This is a genomic window from Thioalkalivibrio thiocyanodenitrificans ARhD 1, from assembly GCF_000378965.1.
Lineage (GTDB): Bacteria > Pseudomonadota > Gammaproteobacteria > Ectothiorhodospirales > Ectothiorhodospiraceae > Thioalkalivibrio_A > Thioalkalivibrio_A thiocyanodenitrificans.
The window spans coordinates 1,091,389-1,106,236 of record NZ_KB900536.1; the positions used below are offsets into that span (position 1 = coordinate 1,091,389).

At 63.1% G+C, this 14,848-nt stretch carries 16 protein-coding genes; 3 read left to right on the forward strand and 13 right to left on the reverse strand.

Features of this window, described 5'->3' with window-relative positions; translation table 11 throughout:
- Positions 1 to 148 precede the first annotated feature (148 nt).
- The 9 genes from rimI to THITHI_RS21185 form a co-directional block, all read right to left on the reverse strand.
- Positions 149 to 616: a ribosomal protein S18-alanine N-acetyltransferase gene (rimI, locus tag THITHI_RS0105080; protein WP_026186068.1), complete on the reverse strand. Its 468-nt coding sequence runs from the start codon at positions 614 to 616 to the stop codon at positions 149 to 151.
- A 222-nt stretch (positions 617 to 838) separates the two neighbouring features.
- Positions 839 to 1,546, reverse strand: a complete 708-nt coding sequence (locus THITHI_RS0105085; RefSeq protein ID WP_018231996.1) for a uracil-DNA glycosylase — start codon at positions 1,544 to 1,546, stop codon at positions 839 to 841.
- Positions 1,547 to 1,575: 29 nt separating this feature from the next.
- Positions 1,576 to 3,126 (reverse strand): 2-isopropylmalate synthase, encoded by a 1,551-nt coding sequence (locus THITHI_RS0105090; RefSeq protein ID WP_018231997.1) that lies wholly within the window; start codon positions 3,124 to 3,126, stop codon positions 1,576 to 1,578.
- A gap of 379 nt (positions 3,127 to 3,505) precedes the next feature.
- Positions 3,506 to 4,312, reverse strand: a complete 807-nt coding sequence (gene pssA, locus THITHI_RS0105095; RefSeq protein WP_018231998.1) for a CDP-diacylglycerol--serine O-phosphatidyltransferase — start codon at positions 4,310 to 4,312, stop codon at positions 3,506 to 3,508.
- Position 4,313: 1 nt separating this feature from the next.
- A complete protein-coding gene (locus THITHI_RS0105100; RefSeq protein WP_018231999.1) occupies positions 4,314 to 4,946 on the reverse strand; it encodes a phosphatidylserine decarboxylase in 633 nt (210 codons plus the stop codon).
- Positions 4,947 to 5,040: 94 nt separating this feature from the next.
- Complete coding sequence (gene ilvC / locus THITHI_RS0105105; RefSeq protein ID WP_018232000.1) at positions 5,041 to 6,057, reverse strand: ketol-acid reductoisomerase; 1,017 nt, start codon at positions 6,055 to 6,057, stop codon at positions 5,041 to 5,043.
- Between the two features lie 88 nt (positions 6,058 to 6,145).
- Positions 6,146 to 6,637, reverse strand: coding sequence for an acetolactate synthase small subunit (gene ilvN / locus THITHI_RS0105110; protein ID WP_018232001.1), 492 nt, complete (start codon positions 6,635 to 6,637; stop codon positions 6,146 to 6,148).
- A 13-nt stretch (positions 6,638 to 6,650) separates the two neighbouring features.
- Positions 6,651 to 8,339, reverse strand: coding sequence for an acetolactate synthase 3 large subunit (locus THITHI_RS0105115; protein ID WP_408643393.1), 1,689 nt, complete (start codon positions 8,337 to 8,339; stop codon positions 6,651 to 6,653).
- A complete protein-coding gene (locus THITHI_RS21185) occupies positions 8,224 to 8,652 on the reverse strand; it encodes a DUF305 domain-containing protein (protein WP_083908661.1) in 429 nt (142 codons plus the stop codon). Before THITHI_RS21185 ends, THITHI_RS0105115 begins: the two co-directional genes overlap by 116 nt.
- A 296-nt stretch (positions 8,653 to 8,948) precedes the next feature.
- Here THITHI_RS21185 and THITHI_RS0105120 point away from each other — a divergent pair, with 296 nt between their 5' ends.
- Complete coding sequence (locus THITHI_RS0105120; protein ID WP_018232003.1) at positions 8,949 to 10,595, forward strand: histidine kinase; 1,647 nt, start codon at positions 8,949 to 8,951, stop codon at positions 10,593 to 10,595.
- The gene (locus tag THITHI_RS0105125) at positions 10,592 to 11,272 is read left to right on the forward strand and encodes a response regulator (RefSeq protein ID WP_018232004.1); all 681 of its coding nucleotides are present in this window, start codon (positions 10,592 to 10,594) and stop codon (positions 11,270 to 11,272) included. The genes THITHI_RS0105120 and THITHI_RS0105125 overlap by 4 nt, the downstream gene beginning before the upstream one ends.
- Positions 11,273 to 11,347: 75 nt before the next feature.
- Here the strand turns inward: THITHI_RS0105125 and THITHI_RS0105130 are convergent, their stop codons facing one another.
- From THITHI_RS0105130 to THITHI_RS0105145, 4 genes are read right to left on the reverse strand one after another with little or no spacing between them, the layout of a single operon-like run.
- On the reverse strand, positions 11,348 to 11,719 hold the full coding sequence (locus tag THITHI_RS0105130; RefSeq protein WP_018232005.1) for a S24 family peptidase: 372 nt from the start codon (positions 11,717 to 11,719) through the stop codon (positions 11,348 to 11,350).
- The gene (gene cysG, locus THITHI_RS0105135) at positions 11,716 to 13,182 is read right to left on the reverse strand and encodes a siroheme synthase CysG (protein ID WP_018232006.1); all 1,467 of its coding nucleotides are present in this window, start codon (positions 13,180 to 13,182) and stop codon (positions 11,716 to 11,718) included. The genes THITHI_RS0105130 and cysG overlap by 4 nt, the downstream gene beginning before the upstream one ends.
- Before the next feature lie 21 nt (positions 13,183 to 13,203).
- A complete protein-coding gene (gene grxC / locus THITHI_RS0105140; protein ID WP_018232007.1) occupies positions 13,204 to 13,476 on the reverse strand; it encodes a glutaredoxin 3 in 273 nt (90 codons plus the stop codon).
- 43 nt (positions 13,477 to 13,519) lie between these two features.
- Positions 13,520 to 13,990, reverse strand: a complete 471-nt coding sequence (locus THITHI_RS0105145; RefSeq protein ID WP_018232008.1) for a tetratricopeptide repeat protein — start codon at positions 13,988 to 13,990, stop codon at positions 13,520 to 13,522.
- A 587-nt stretch (positions 13,991 to 14,577) separates the two neighbouring features.
- Here THITHI_RS0105145 and THITHI_RS0105155 point away from each other — a divergent pair.
- Complete coding sequence (locus THITHI_RS0105155; protein WP_026186069.1) at positions 14,578 to 14,778, forward strand: Alvin_2107 family globule sulfur oxidation protein; 201 nt, start codon at positions 14,578 to 14,580, stop codon at positions 14,776 to 14,778.
- The last annotated feature ends 70 nt before the right edge of the window (positions 14,779 to 14,848 follow it).

Below are 14,848 nucleotides of genomic sequence, written 5' to 3' on the forward strand. Positions count from 1 at the left end.
CTTCAGGAACAAGAACGCACGACGGAGGGATCGGTTGACGTCGAGGACGGTTCGATGTTCAAAGTTCAAAGTTCAAGGTTCAAGGGGGATGCCCGGATGCGCGCATGCCACCCCTTTGAACTTTGAACTTTGAACTTTGAACCGTGACTCACCCATGCAGGCTCTTCGCCAGCACCAGCGCATCCTCCCGGCTGCTGCCTGCCGGGTAATAGCGCTTGCGCAACCCGACTTCGTTGAAGCCCTCGCTGAGATACAGGTGGACGGCCGGCGTGTTGGACGGGCGCACTTCCAGAAATGCCGTCTCCACCCGGTGTCTGCGGGCCTGCTCCAGCAACCCGCGCAACAGGAAACGCCCGTAGCCTTGACCCTGACACTCGGGACGCACGCACAGGTTGAGCACATGGCACTCCCCGACCGCCATGGACATCACGCCGTAGCCCACCAGCAGGTCCGATTCGTTCATCACCCAGCAGGAATAGCCCACACGCATGCAATCCCGGAAAATTCCCTCGGTCCAGGGATACGGGTAGGCACGCACCTCCACCGCCATGATCTCGTCCAGATCCTCGTGGCGCATGGGGCGAAGTATCGGACTTGTGCTGAGAATCGCGCTCACGGTGTTCGAGCCTTCTGTCGTCTCCGTAGCATCGGAGGGAAGTGCAGGGACGGGATCAACGAGGCGTGCAGAAACGCCTTGTTCGTGATCAAGCAGGTCATCCTTTTGATCCTGCTCAATATTTACCCGTCCTGTGGATCCCGAGAAGTCCTGCTTGTATTGATCATGATCGTCTTAATCTGCAATGGCCAAACCGGAGCCGCAAGGCACCCATGGGCAGTTTCAGACCCCCATCACACGGCGAGCGAGGCGCAGATCCTCCCAGACCTTGCGCTTGTCGGCCGGTTTGCGCAGCAGGTAGGCCGGATGATAGGTCACCACCAGCGGGGTGTCGCGGTAATCCAGGGTTCTGCCCCGCAGCCGGGCCAGCGGTTCGTCGGTGTCCAGCAGATTCTGAGCGGCGACGCGGCCCAGGGCCACGATGACGCGGGGCCGGATCAGGCCGATCTGCCGATCCAGATACTCGCGACAGGCCCGGGATTCCTCGGGCCGGGGATCCCGGTTGCCCGGCGGGCGGCACTTGAGGATGTTGGCGATGTAGACTCCCTGCCCCCGATTCAGGCCCAGGGCGAACAGCATGCTGTCCAGCAACTGACCCGCACGCCCCACGAACGGCTCGCCCCGGCGGTCTTCCTCCGCCCCCGGCGCCTCGCCGATGAACAGCCAGTCCGCCTGCCGGTCCCCGACGCCGAACACCGTCCGGGTGCGGCCCGCTGCCAGTTCCGCACAGCGGGTGCAGGTACGGACCTGCTCGGCCAGTTCGTCCCAACCGGCGACTGCCGTCTCGTCAGGCGCAGGCGCCTCGGCAGGCACCGACTGGCGCGCCGGTTCACCATTCGCATCCGCTGCCGTCAGCGCATCCCGCAGCACCCAGCGCTGGACACCCATGGCATCCAGGTAACGCTGCCGCTGCTCAGGGCCCATGCTCATCCTTCAACCTTCGTCCTTCATCCTTGTGATCACACGTCCCCAAGCTGCGGGTGCGCCCGCCCCGCCGGGTCCGCCAACCGGTTCAGGGCACTCAGATAGGCCTTGGCGGAGGCGATCACGATGTCCGTGTCCGCGCCCTGCCCGTTGACCACCCGGCCCGCTTTCTCCAGGCGCACGGTGACCTCGCCCTGGGCGTCGGTGCCGCTGGTGATGTTGTTCACCGAATAAAGCAACAGTTCCGTGCCGCTGGGCACGATGGTCTCAATGGCCTTGAAGGAGGCATCCACCGGCCCGCCGCCGGCGGCGGAACCGCTCCTCTCCTCTCCGTTGACGTTAAGAGTCACCGAGGCCACCGGGGTCTCTCCGGTCTCGGAGCATACCTTGAGTGCCACCAGCTTGTAGCGCTCGTTCTCCATGGCCGCGGCCGCCTCGGTCACCAGGGCCTGCAAGTCCTCGTCGTAGATCTCGTGCTTGCGGTCGGCAAGATCCTTGAAGCGAGCGAACGCCTCGTTCAATTCCTCCTCGGAATCGAACTCGATGGCCAGTTCCTTCAGGCGCGTCTTGAAGGCATTGCGGCCCGAGTGCTTGCCCAGCACGATACGGTTGTCGCTCCATCCCACGTCCTGGGCACGCATGATCTCGTACGTATCCCGATGCTTGAGGACTCCGTCCTGATGGATACCGGACTCGTGGGCAAAGGCATTGACGCCGACAATGGCCTTGTTGGGCTGGACCGGGAAACCGGTGATGCTGGAGACCAGCCTCGAACAGGGTACGATCTGAGTGGTATCCAGGGTGGTGTCGCAGGGAAACACGTCCTGGCGGGTACGTACCGCCATGACGATCTCCTCCAGCGCCGCATTGCCGGCCCGCTCACCCAGACCGTTGATGGTGCACTCCACCTGCCGGGCGCCGTTGAGTACCGCGGACAGGGAGTTGGCTACCGCAAGCCCCAGGTCGTTGTGGCAATGCACGGAGAACACAGCCTTGTCGGCGTTCGGGATACGGTCGCGCAGGTTATGGATCAACTCGCCGAACTGCAGAGGGATGTTGTAACCCACCGTGTCCGGGATGTTGATGGTGGTCGCGCCCGCATCGATCACCGCCTCGATCACCCGGCAGAGGAAATCCAGTTCGGAGCGTCCCGCATCCTCCGGGGAGAACTCCACGTTGTCCGTGTGACCGCGGGCCTGTTTGACCGCCCGCACCGCCTGTTCCAGCACCTGATCCGGGGTCATGCGCAGCTTGTGCTGCATGTGGATGGGCGAGGTTGCGATGAAGGTATGGATGCGGGCCGAGTTGGCCCCCTTGAGCGCCTCGCCGGCCCGGTCGATGTCCGCGTCCTTGGCGCGGGCCAGCCCGCATACGGTGCTGTCCTTCACCGCCCGGGCCACGGCCTGAACCGACTCGAAATCGCCGGGGCTGGCGATGGGAAAGCCCGCCTCGATCACGTCCACCCGCATCTTTTCAAGGGCCTTGGCGATGCGCACCTTCTCCTCGCGGGTCATGGACGCGCCGGGGCTCTGCTCGCCGTCGCGCAAGGTGGTGTCAAAAATGATGAGCTTGTCGCTGCCTGACATGTCTGTTTCTCCTGCCGGCCGGTCCCCCGGCCTGATATCAATTTACGAATTCTAACGGATTCCGCGCCTGCAACGGCGTATCCCGTCCAGACGGACGGAAACACGGATCAGGGGTGCGTTTTGGCCTCGCCAGGCATGGGAAGATGCCGCTAGCGCGGCAGTCGCAGGACGAGCAGGAAAAGACCGCAATAGCCCGTGGCACCCGCCTGGCGGGGGGTGCTGGAGAGAGCGAACTGGCTCCGGGCGTTAGGCATGGTTGCGGGTACTGAACAGGCCGTTGGTTTAGACTTGATCCAAAAATATCAGAGACGAACGGGGCCTGCAAGTGGGAAGGGCGAATCGGGAAGTGGGAAAGACCTCACTTCGCACTTCCCGATTCTTACTTCGTACTTTGTTCATCCTTTTGACCTTCGCCTTCATCCTTGACCTCGGCGGCCGCCTCGCCCCGTGCCCGCCGGCGGCGCCAGCGGATCACGGAAAGAGCGGGTCCGGAGAGGGCGTAAAGAAGGAAAACGCCCCAGAGCACCTTGGGCGGGTCGATGGCGGTGAGCATCAGGGCCACGACAATCACCAGCACCGCGAAGAACGGCACCCGGTGGCGGAAATCCATGTCCTTGAAGCTGAAGTACGTGACATTGCTGACCATCAGGGCACCGGCCGCCACGGTGACGATCAGCGCAAGAATACCCAGATCCGAGCCCTCGAACTTGAGATCGTGCCAGACCCACACCATGCCCATGACCAGGGCGGCGGCGGAGGGGCTCGGCAGGCCCTGGAAGAAGCGCTTGTCGGACACGCCGATCTTGGTGTTGAATCGGGCCAGGCGCAGTGCCGCCGCGGCGGCGTAGAAGAAGGCAGCCACCCAGCCCACCTGCCCCAGATCCACCAGGGCCCACAGGTAGACCACCAGCGCGGGCGCCAGGCCGAAGGAGACCATATCCGAAAGACTGTCGTACTGCGCGCCGAAAGCGGTCTGGGTGTGGGTCATGCGCGCGACGCGCCCGTCCACGCCGTCCAGGACCATGGCCACGAACACGGCAATGGCGGCGGCGGTGAACTGCCCGTTGATGGCGGCCACCATGGCGTAGAAGCCTGCGAACAGCGCTGCAGTGGTAAACAGGTTGGGCAGGAGATAGATGCCCCGGCGGGTCTTGTGATCGTCCGGGTGCGGTTCGGATTCCGACATATCAGGACCGATCGTTCTGCTTGTGAATCAGAATACCGATGATATCACTGCCCGCCTTGACCCGCTGCCCGACCTCCACTTCCACGCGGCTGTTCTCCGGCAGGTAGATATCCACCGGCCGGCCGAACCCGGCGAACCCGCAGCGCCTCCCCTGGCCCATGCGTTCGCCGGACTGCACGCCACAGCGGATATACCGCAGTCCTCCGGTGAGTCCGACCGCGAAGACCAGATCGTCCTCCTCGTCCGACCGGATCCACACGGCGAACTGGTCCTGGGGTACCTTTTGGTCGACACCTTCCTTTCCCGGCCACCAGCGGCGCTGTACCTTGCCCTCGATGGGGCTATGGACGTTGAACTCGCCCGCGAGCGACTGGCGCAGACTCACGCGCCGGCCCTTGCGGTCCAGGAACGGATTGCGGTCGTCGCTGATCGCCGTGACCACACCGTCCACCGGGCTGACCACGGCCAGCGCCTTCGGAGTGATCGGGCGCGTGAAATCGCGAAAGATGAACAGGGCCATGGCCAGCAGGATCCAGCCGGGCCACGCGGCGGCGCCCCACAGCGCGTGGCTGCCCGCGACAACAACGGCGGCCAGCGTGACGTAGGGTCGGCCTTCAGGAGCGAGGGGGAGCATTGAGGGAAGATACAAGAGGCAAGTTGCAAGAGACAAGAATGGGCGAACCCCTCTCTTGCCCCTTGCATCCTGCCTCTGCGGCGCTACGCGCCGCTTAGTTCTTCGACTTGTCGACCATCTTGTTGGCCTTGATCCAGGGCATCATGTCACGCAGCCTGCTGCCCACCACCTCGATGGGATGCTCCCGGGCGATGCGGCGGCTGGCCTTCAAGGTGGCGGCGCCGGCCTTGTTCTCCAGGATGAATTCCCGGGCGAACCTGCCGGTCTGGATCTCGGTGAGGATCTTCTTCATCTCCGCCTTGGTCTGCTCGGTGACCACACGGGGGCCGCGTGTGATATCGCCATACTCCGCCGTGTTGGAGATGGAGTAGCGCATATCGGCGATGCCGCCTTCATACATCAGGTCCACGATCAGCTTCAACTCGTGCAGGCATTCGAAGTAGGCCATTTCCGGCGGATAACCTGCCTCCACCAGGGTCTCGAAACCGGCCTGCACGAGCGCAGTGGCGCCGCCGCAGAGCACCGCCTGTTCGCCGAACAGGTCGGTCTCGGTCTCGTCCTTGAAGCTGGTCTCGATGATGCCCGCGCGGCCGCCGCCGTTGGCCGAGGCGTAGGAGAGCGCGATGTCACGGGCCCGGCCGGAGGCGTCCTGGTACACGGCGATCAGGCTCGGCACGCCTCCGCCCTGGGTGTAGGTGGAACGCACCAGATGCCCGGGTCCCTTGGGGGCGACCATGATCACGTCCAGATCCGAGCGAGGTTCAATCTGCTCGAAGTGGATGTTGAACCCGTGGGCGAAGGCCAGTACGCCGCCCTGCTTCAGATTGGGTCCCACCTGGTCCTGGTACAGGGCGGCCTGGTGTTCGTCAGGGGCCAGAATCATCACCAGATCGGCGCCCTTGACCGCGTCCTCGATGCCCTGGACCTTGAGGCCGGCACCCTCGGCCTTCCTGGCCGAGGCGGAACCGGCGCGCAGCGCCACGGTCACGTCCACGCCGGAGTCCTTCAGGTTGTTGGCATGGGCATGGCCCTGGGAACCGTAGCCGACGATGGCGACCTTCATGCCCTGGATGATGGAAAGATCCGCGTCTTTGTCGTAATAAACCTGCATAGGAATGCTCCAGTCGAAAGATACAAGAGGCAAGATACAAGAGGAGTCGGGGCTGCCCTTCTTCCCTCTTGTACCTTGTATCTGCTAACTAAATCTTTAATGCCGCATCGCCCCGGGCGATGCCCATGACTCCCGAACGCACCACCTCCAGTATTTCGAAGGGACGCAGGGCCTCGATGAAGGCATCGAGCTTTTCGCTGTTGCCCGTGAGCTCCACCACGTAGGTGGCGGCGCTGACATCGATGATCCGGCCGCGAAAGATACTGGTGAGGCGCGTGACCTCCTCCCGATCGTCACCGCCCACGCGCAACTTGGCCATCATCATTTCGCGCTCGATGTGCCGGTACTCGGTCAGGTCCATGAGCTTGACCACGTCCACCAGCTTGTTGAGCTGCTTGACGATCTGCTCGACGATCTCGTCGGACCCGCTGGTGACCAGGGTGAGGCGCGACAGCGTCGGGTCGTCGGTGGGCGCCACGGTGAGCGACTCGATGTTGTAACCGCGGGCCGAGAACAATCCGGCCACCCGGGAAAGGGCGCCGGACTCGTTTTCCATCAGGATGCCGATGATATGTCTCATGATGTCCCCGCCCCTACACCAGTATCATTTCGTTCTGACCGGCACCGGCCGGGATCATGGGATACACGTTCTCGGACTGGTCCGTAATGAAGTCCATGAACACAAGCCGGTCCTTGAGCTTGAGCGCCTCCTTGAGGGCGCCCTCCACATCCGCCGGCTTCTCGATACGCATACCCACATGCCCATAGGCCTCGGCCAGGACAACGAAATCCGGCAACGCATCCATGTACGACATGGCATAGCGGCCCTGATAGAAGAATTCCTGCCACTGGCGCACCATCCCCATGTAGCGGTTGTTCAGGTTCACAACCTTGATGGGCAACTGGTACTGCAGGCAGGTGGACAGCTCCTGGATGCACATCTGGATACTGGCCTCGCCGGTGACACAGGCCACGGTGGCTTTCGGATGGGCCAGTTGCACACCCATGGCGGCGGGCAGGCCGAAGCCCATGGTGCCCAGACCGCCCGAGTTGATCCAGCGATTGGGCTTGTCGAACTTGTAGAACTGGGCCGCCCACATCTGGTGCTGGCCCACGTCGGAGGTGACGAAGGCATCACCCTTGGTAAGCTTCCACAGGGTCTCAAGCACGTACTGGGGCTTGATCAACTCCGAGTTGCGGTCGTACTTGAGGCAGTCCATGGCCCGCCATTCACCGATCTGTTTCCACCAGGCCTTGAGGGCTGCGGCATCGGGCTTGCGCGGGTCGGCCTTGATCTCCTTGATCATGGCCTTGAGCACCGTGTCCACCTGTCCGACGATGGGCACGTCCACCTTCACGTTCTTGGAGATGGAGGCAGGATCCACGTCCACGTGCACAATCTTCGCGTATGGGCAGAACTTCTCGATGTTGCCTGTCACCCTGTCATCGAAGCGCGCGCCGATGGCAATCACCAGATCCGCATGATGCATGGCCATGTTGGCCTCGTAGGTGCCATGCATCCCAAGCATGCCCACGGAGAGCTTGTCGGTCGCCGGATAACCCCCGAGACCCATCAGTGTGTTGGTGATGGGGTAACCCAGCAGGCGGGTGAAATCGGTGAGCGACTTGGCGGCACGCCCCAGAATCACGCCGCCACCGGCGTAGATAATGGGCTGACGGGCCTCCAGGATCAGGTCGATGGCTTTCCTGATCTGCCCCGTGTGTCCCTTCACGGTAGGGTTGTAAGAGCGCATCCGGATCGTCTTGGGATAGCTGTACTCGCACTTGGCGGCCGTCACATCCTTGGGGATATCCACCACGACCGGACCGGGCCGTCCGGTGGTGGCCACATAGAAAGCCTTCTTGAGGGTCGTGGCCAGATCCTTGACGTCCTTCACCAGGAAGTTGTGCTTCACGCAGGGACGCGTGATGCCGACCGTGTCCACTTCCTGGAAGGCGTCATTGCCGATCAGGTGCGTGGGGACCTGTCCGGTGAACACCACGAGCGGGACCGAGTCCATGTAGGCATCGGCGATACCGGTGATGGCGTTGGTCGCGCCGGGACCGGAAGTGACCAGGGCTACGCCGGGCTTGTCGGTTGATTTCGCATAGCCTTCGGCGGCGTGAATCGCCCCCTGTTCGTGCCGCACGAGGATGTGTGCAACCTTATCCTGCTTGTACAGGGCGTCGTAGATATGCAGAACGGCGCCACCCGGGTACCCGAAAATAAGATCGACACCTTCCTCCTGCAGGCAGCGGACAAAGATCTCGGCACCGGTCAGTTCCACGGTCTGGTCTCCTGCTCTGTGAAGGTGGTGGTTGTGTTTTCCTGCAGCGACCCCGGGGAGCGCAAGAGAGCGCCCCGCCGAAACGGCAGGGAAAGCGCACAATACTAATATGAAGCGGTCCGAATTTCACGAAAACTTGATCATTCACGCATATTCTGTGGTTTTTGGTCGACGCCCAGCGCCGCATCGTCCCGATCTCCTCCTTCCGGTCCGCGATGATCTCCCGGGCGCATTTGCGGATCTCCGGATCCCCGCCGTAACGCAATACCGCCTCGGCCATCCCGACAGCCCCTGCGAGCAGCAGCATGGAAAGGAAAAGCCGCGGTCGGCTTGCCGGGACCGGGGTACCCCGACTGCCCGCGCACAAACCCCGGGGCCCAACTGGTGGCCGGCCGTAGTGCGCCGAATTGCGGGAGTGGCGATAAGGAAAACGCGGGACTGTTGCTCACCCCGCTCCCGGAAAAAAACCCGCGCGGGGGCACCGGGGCTCGCCTCAGACGCAGGAATATGTAAACTAGACTCATTAATATACCCGTCGGCTCGCGTGGCCGGCTGCCCACCGGGGCACTCCGACGGGTGTGTCGCAGGAGGTCACAGAAGGTCATGAACATACATGCAAAGGCACGGCACGGGCCCGATTTTGCCACCTGGCTGATCCGCCCGGCCCAGGGCTGGCGGCATAAGGCCCGCGGCATGGTTCAGAACCGCATGTTCCTGCTCCTGGGCGCAATCGGTGCAACCTTCCTCGCGGGGCTGGGCATCAATGTCTGGATGCTGATTTCCGGCGCCGGCCCGGCGGGGCCGACCTTTGTCCAGTTGGCCGTTCTGGGCATTGGCCTGGTGGTGACACTGAGCCTGCCCCTGTTTCTCTACCGGCACCTCATTACGCCCCTCTTCCACCTGCGCCACTGGGCGCAACGGGCGCGTGGCGGCAATCTGGCGGCGCGCATACCACCGCCGGCGGGCGGCGAGTTCGCCGAACTGGCCGAGGACGTCAATGCGCTCACCGAACAACTGCAACGTCTGACCCGCGAGATGCGTGACGAAGTCCGGGCACAGACCGAGCGCCTGGAACAGAAGTCCCGCACGCTGGAGGTGCTGTACGACGTGGCGGCCAGCATCAATACCGCCCGGGACCTGGAAGACCTGCTGGCCCGTTTCCTGACCAGCATCAAACAGACGCTGGGTGCGCGGGCCGCCACGGCCCGGCTCGTCACGCCCGACGGCCAGATGAGGCTGGTGGCCAATCTGGGGTTCCACCCCGACGACCGACATTGCCACCAGGTACTGCCCCTTGGACGCTGCTTGTGCGGCCACGTGGCCGATGGCGCGGGCATGGCCGGCCGGACCGATGTGCACCAGTGCGGCCGGGTGGAAACCGACAGCCTGGAGGCGACGGAACACCCGGCCATGATTGCGGTACCGCTGCAGCACCGGGGTCAGACCCTGGGCATCTACAGCCTGTTCATGGACGAGTGCCCCGAACCACTCAGTGAAGACATGGAGAACCTGCTCACGAGCATCGGCCGTCATCTGGGCATGGCCATCGAGAAGGCGAGGCTCGACGAGGAGGCACAGAGGCTCGGCATCATCGAGGAACGCACGCATATCGCCCACGAGCTGCACGATTCTCTGGCGCAGACCCTGGCAAGCCTGCGCTTCCGGGTAGGTGCCCTGGAGGAGTCGGTGAATCGTACCGGCTCCACGGAGCTGAAGAGTGAGGTCGACGTGGTACGCGACGGGCTGCACCGTGCCAACACGGAACTGCGGGAATTGATCAGCCATTTCCGGGCACCGCCGGTCACCCGCCAGGGCCTCGTCTGCGGTGTGGAGAAGCTCGTGTCAGACTTCCAAAAGGACACGGGGATCAATGTCTACCTGCAAAAGGAATGGCAGCAGAACGAACTCGCCGGGGAGATGGAAAGCGAAGTGCTGCGCATTGTTCAGGAGGCCCTGTGCAATATCCAGAAGCACGCCCGTGCCCAGCATGTGAGGATCCTGTTGCGGGCCGATGCCCAGGGGGATTTCCTGGTGATGGTGGAAGACGATGGCCGCGGTATTCGGGGCAAGGCGCGGGGCGGCCGCGGTGAGCATATCGGACTGAGCGTCATGAAAGAGCGTGCCGCTCGGCTGGACGCCGACTTTCGCATCGAGAGTGAACCAGGGGAAGGCACCCGCATGACATTGAGATTCCAGTACCCGAAGCCGCGGTCAGTGGACATCCGACCCCGCGTACAGGCGGCACCATGAACCGGCGCGTACTGCTCATCGATGATCACGCGTTGTTTCGCGAAGGTCTGCAGGAACTGCTCAAGAGACGGGGCATCGAGACCGTGGGCGCCGTGGGCGACGGCGAGGCCGGTATCCGGCTGGCGGGCGAACTTCAGCCGGATGTCATCCTGCTGGACATGCGCATGCCCGGAATGAACGGGCTTGAGGTCTTGCGCCGACTTCGGCAAAGCGGCCTGGCCATGCCAGTGGTCATGCTCACCACCAGCACCGAGGAACAGGACCTGGTCGAATGCCTGCGCAACGGCGCACAGGGTTATCTGCTCAAGGAGATGGAACCCGGGGACCTGGTCAACGCGCTGGAAGACATCATGCTCGGCAAGACCGTTGTCGCGCCCCACCTGGCGCAGCTGCTGGCCCGTGTCGTGCAAGGCCAGACCGGCTCGGAACACGAGCCCAACCCTTTCGACGTACTCACCCCCCGGGAAACCGAAATTCTAGGGCTGCTGGCCGAGGGCCAGAGCAACAAGGTGATCGCCCGCAATCTGGGCATTTCCGATGGCACGGTGAAGCTGCACGTGAAGGCCATCCTGCGCAAGCTGGGGGTGCATTCACGGGTTGAAGCTGCCGTGCTCGCGGTCCAGCAGGGCCTGCATCGCGGAGCGATCGGCGTCAAGGAAGCGTCCGGGGAAAGGTGAAGTGGTCAGTTGTCCGTTGTCAGTGGTCAGTGGTCAGTTGTTTAAAACAACTGACCACTGACAACGGACAACTGACTAAAGATAATGCTTGTGCTGTGAACGGCGCCGGCCCGCGCGCTGGACCACCACTCCGACCACGGCTCCGATGCCGTCGATCTCGATCTTGCGGTGATCCTCCTGCAGGGCGACCAGGTAATAGCGCCCGTCTTCGATCCTGATCTGCCGGAAGAGATATTCCTCTTCGTGCTTCGCGACCACATAGCTGCCGTCAGCCACCACGCCGGACGGATCGACGACAATGATCACGCCATGCTCGAACTCCGGCGCCATGCTGTCGCCCAGGACCCGGAGGGCGAATGGTTCGCTGGCTGCACACCCCCCGCCCATGCCCGCGTCGACACTGTCCGACCCCATGGTCCCTGGATCAAAAACGCCGTAATCACTCATGGTTTACCTCCGGTACCGACCCGGTGGTGGTGTACCTGGCCGTGTGTACTGAACAGGCTTTCCGCCGTGTGATCCGTGCCCGGCTTGAACCACTGCAGCCGCTCGTGCAATGTCACCACCTCGCCCACGATAATCAGCGTGGGCGGCTGCACATCATGGTCCTTCACGATCTCGGGAAGCGTTTCCAGCGTACCCACCATGACCCGCTGGTTCTGGGTGGTGCCCTGCTCCACCAATGCGGCCGGAGTATTTGACGGCATGCCGTGGTCGATCATTTCCCGGCAAATGACGGGCAGCCCCAGCAGGCCCATGTAGAACACCACCGTCTGACGCGGCTGGGCCAGCATGTTCCAGTTGAGATCGATGGTGCCATCGCGCAGATGCCCGGTGGCGAACACCAATGCCTGAGCATAATCCCGATGGGTGAGCGGAATGCCGGCGAAGGCGGCACAACCCGCAGCGGCGGTGATGCCGGGTACCACCTGGAATGGAATTCCCTCCTGCATGAGGGTATCGATCTCCTCACCGCCACGGCCGAAGATAAACGGATCGCCTCCCTTGAGACGCAGCACCCGCTTGCCCTCCTTGGCCAGTCGCACCAGCAGGCGATTGATGTCCTCCTGTGGCAGCGTGTGCTGATTGCGCTTCTTGCCCGCGTAGATCATCTCCGCGTCACGGCGCACCAGTTCCAGGATGGCCGGCGATACCAGGTTGTCGTGGACCACCACATCCGCCAGCTGCATCAATCGAAGGGCACGAAAGGTGAGCAGATCCGGGTCGCCGGGACCGGCGCCCACGAGAAACACCTCGCCGCCCGAATCGCGCTGGTCAAGGCCGGTTTCGACCGCCCGGTCCAGGGCCTCCCGGGCCGCATCCTCCCTGCCGGACAGAAACAGTTCCGTCACAGGCCCCTCCAGAAGGCGTTCCCAGAAGCGGCGCCGCAGCTCGCCGTCGGCGATACGCTCCTTTACCCGCAGACGGTAGCCTTCCACCAGGGCGGCCAGGCGGCCGTAGGCGGCAGGAATGAAGCTTTCGATACGGGAACGGAACAGGCGTGCCAGCACCGGCGAGGATCCGCCGGTTGAAATGGCCACCTGAAGCGGGGAACGATCCACCATGGAGGGGGTAATGAAGCCGCACAACTCCGGCTGGTCCACCACGTTGACCGGGATCGAGCGCTGCATGCACAACTCCGAGACGCGGCGATTGACCTGCTGATCATCCGTGGCGGCGATCACCAGCACACGGTCGACTACGTCGTCGTCCTCGAAGCCACGCGCCAGGTGCTCGATGGCATCCTGCCCTTTCAGCGCCTGCAGTTCGCCGCAGAGAGCGGGCGATACCACCGTGACCCGGGCATGGGCCTTGCGCAGCAGCGAGACCTTGCGGTACGCGATGGGACCGCCGCCCACCACCAGACAGGGACGCCCCTCGAGCCGCATGAAGATGGGAAAGAAGTCCATGGAATGCTCCCGCGCAGGGGGTCAGGAAATGCCGGCCTCGGCAATCAGTGCATCGAGTTCGCCTTCCATGTCCAGCTCCACCAGGTCATCGTAGCCGCCCACATGGCGGTCACCAATAAAGATCTGCGGCACACTGCGCCGCCGGGTCATGCGAAACATCTTCGCCAGTTCTTCCCGGTCCCGGTCCACCCGGACCTTTTCCAGATGGCCTCCAAGCCCCCTGCGCACCAGCAGGCGTTCGGCCCGGTCGCAATAGGGACAGATCGCGGTGCAGTACATGCGAATCACGCTCATGGCGGAGCTTTCCGTGGGCTTTGCGTTCAGGGCTGGGAAAGCCTCAGTTGAGGCGCTTGAAGACATCCATCTCGGCCGGATCAAAACCCGCCTTCTCATACCATCTGCGCGCCGCCTCGAGATCACGCTCGACCCCGTTGCCCTGCTCGTACATCATGGCAAGTGTGGTCTGGGAACCGGCAAGTCCCTGATTGGCGGCCAGTTCGAACCAGTGTGCGGCCTGCCTTGCATCCTGCTCAAGGCATTCGCCTTCCAGGAACATGAAGCCCAGACCGTGCTGGGCCATGGCGTGGCCCTGGTCGGCTGCGGCGCGCATCCACCGGGCGGCGGCGTCCGGATTCGGTGTGCCGCCCAGACCGTTCTGGCACATGATGGCCACCCGATACTGGGCCTCGGCGTTGCCGCCCTCGGCCAGGGGCGTCAGCAACTGCATCGCCCTTGCGAAGTGCTTGGCCTCGAAAGCGGAAATGCCGCTTTGCAGGTCCATGTGGTCGTTGTCTGCAGATTGCTTCATCAATCCTGGTACCCGTGATTTGTCCGGCATGAGAAAGTTCAGATGCAGGACAGGATGCCCTGCGGGGATGCGCCGCGGAGGGCGGCGGGCCGGAATTTATCCCAGCTTGCTAAAGGGTCATGGTGACGCAAAGACATGGCCCTCAGGAACCCTCTCAATGGGGATATACGCCGTCCGAAGCGGCCACCGCTATAATCCGGGCCTTGGCACAAGGCCCCTACAGCCGCCGGGAACACGCCGGTTTACGCGGTTTCGCGGCCGAACGAGGCCCGGGATCACCCATCAGTCCTTGCGCAGGTTGCAGAATGCCCGAAAGCCAACACGCCTTACAGGATACTGCGGCCATTATACTGCCCTGCATGCAGAAGGTCGCCACCGGGCCGATTCGCGAGCACTTGGTCTGTGCGGGTCCCCCGGGCCTGCGGCATCCGGAGCGGGCGAAGACCCCAAGGGTCGGCACGGTCATGGTCCGCTGTGTGCAGGGCCCCGTTTCCGCTCACGACCGGTTCATTGGCTGAGCAATCCGAGCAACCCTACTCCAACAGCAGTATTCGCGGAGTTCCGCGATCGAATCCGAGGAGATGAACATGGACAACAAGACCTACTACGAGACCACGACCAAGATGGAAAGCGTCGGCGTGGACGAAGCCTACATCCTGGGCTGGCAGACCGGCTTCCTGCACAATCCGAAGCTCGAAGAACAGCGCGTGACCGAGGCCTACGAGGCCGGGTACAACGACGGGCGGGAAGGCAAGACCGACGGCTACAACAACTGGACGAAGCAGTAAAGGCTGTCCGTGGTCAGTGGTCCGTTGTCAGTTGAAAAAGGCAGAAATCAACTGACTACGGACCACTGAC

What these genes read in the sequence shown, in the direction of transcription:
- THITHI_RS0105085 (WP_018231996.1), bottom strand. Translation starts at nt 1,546, where the DNA reads ATGAGCATGGGCCCTGAGCAGCGGCAGCGTTACCTGGATGCCATGGGT.
- THITHI_RS0105090 (WP_018231997.1), bottom strand. Translation starts at nt 3,126, where the DNA reads ATGTCAGGCAGCGACAAGCTCATCATTTTTGACACCACCTTGCGCGAC.
- pssA (WP_018231998.1), bottom strand. Translation starts at nt 4,312, where the DNA reads ATGTCGGAATCCGAACCGCACCCGGACGATCACAAGACCCGCCGGGGC.
- THITHI_RS0105100 (WP_018231999.1), bottom strand. Translation starts at nt 4,946, where the DNA reads ATGCTCCCCCTCGCTCCTGAAGGCCGACCCTACGTCACGCTGGCCGCC.
- ilvC (WP_018232000.1), bottom strand. Translation starts at nt 6,057, where the DNA reads ATGCAGGTTTATTACGACAAAGACGCGGATCTTTCCATCATCCAGGGC.
- ilvN (WP_018232001.1), bottom strand. Translation starts at nt 6,637, where the DNA reads ATGAGACATATCATCGGCATCCTGATGGAAAACGAGTCCGGCGCCCTT.
- THITHI_RS21185 (WP_083908661.1), bottom strand. Translation starts at nt 8,652, where the DNA reads ATGCTGCTGCTCGCAGGGGCTGTCGGGATGGCCGAGGCGGTATTGCGT.
- THITHI_RS0105120 (WP_018232003.1), top strand. Translation starts at nt 8,949, where the DNA reads ATGAACATACATGCAAAGGCACGGCACGGGCCCGATTTTGCCACCTGG.
- THITHI_RS0105125 (WP_018232004.1), top strand. Translation starts at nt 10,592, where the DNA reads ATGAACCGGCGCGTACTGCTCATCGATGATCACGCGTTGTTTCGCGAA.
- THITHI_RS0105130 (WP_018232005.1), bottom strand. Translation starts at nt 11,719, where the DNA reads ATGAGTGATTACGGCGTTTTTGATCCAGGGACCATGGGGTCGGACAGT.
- cysG (WP_018232006.1), bottom strand. Translation starts at nt 13,182, where the DNA reads ATGGACTTCTTTCCCATCTTCATGCGGCTCGAGGGGCGTCCCTGTCTG.
- grxC (WP_018232007.1), bottom strand. Translation starts at nt 13,476, where the DNA reads ATGAGCGTGATTCGCATGTACTGCACCGCGATCTGTCCCTATTGCGAC.
- THITHI_RS0105145 (WP_018232008.1), bottom strand. Translation starts at nt 13,990, where the DNA reads ATGAAGCAATCTGCAGACAACGACCACATGGACCTGCAAAGCGGCATT.
- THITHI_RS0105155 (WP_026186069.1), top strand. Translation starts at nt 14,578, where the DNA reads ATGGACAACAAGACCTACTACGAGACCACGACCAAGATGGAAAGCGTC.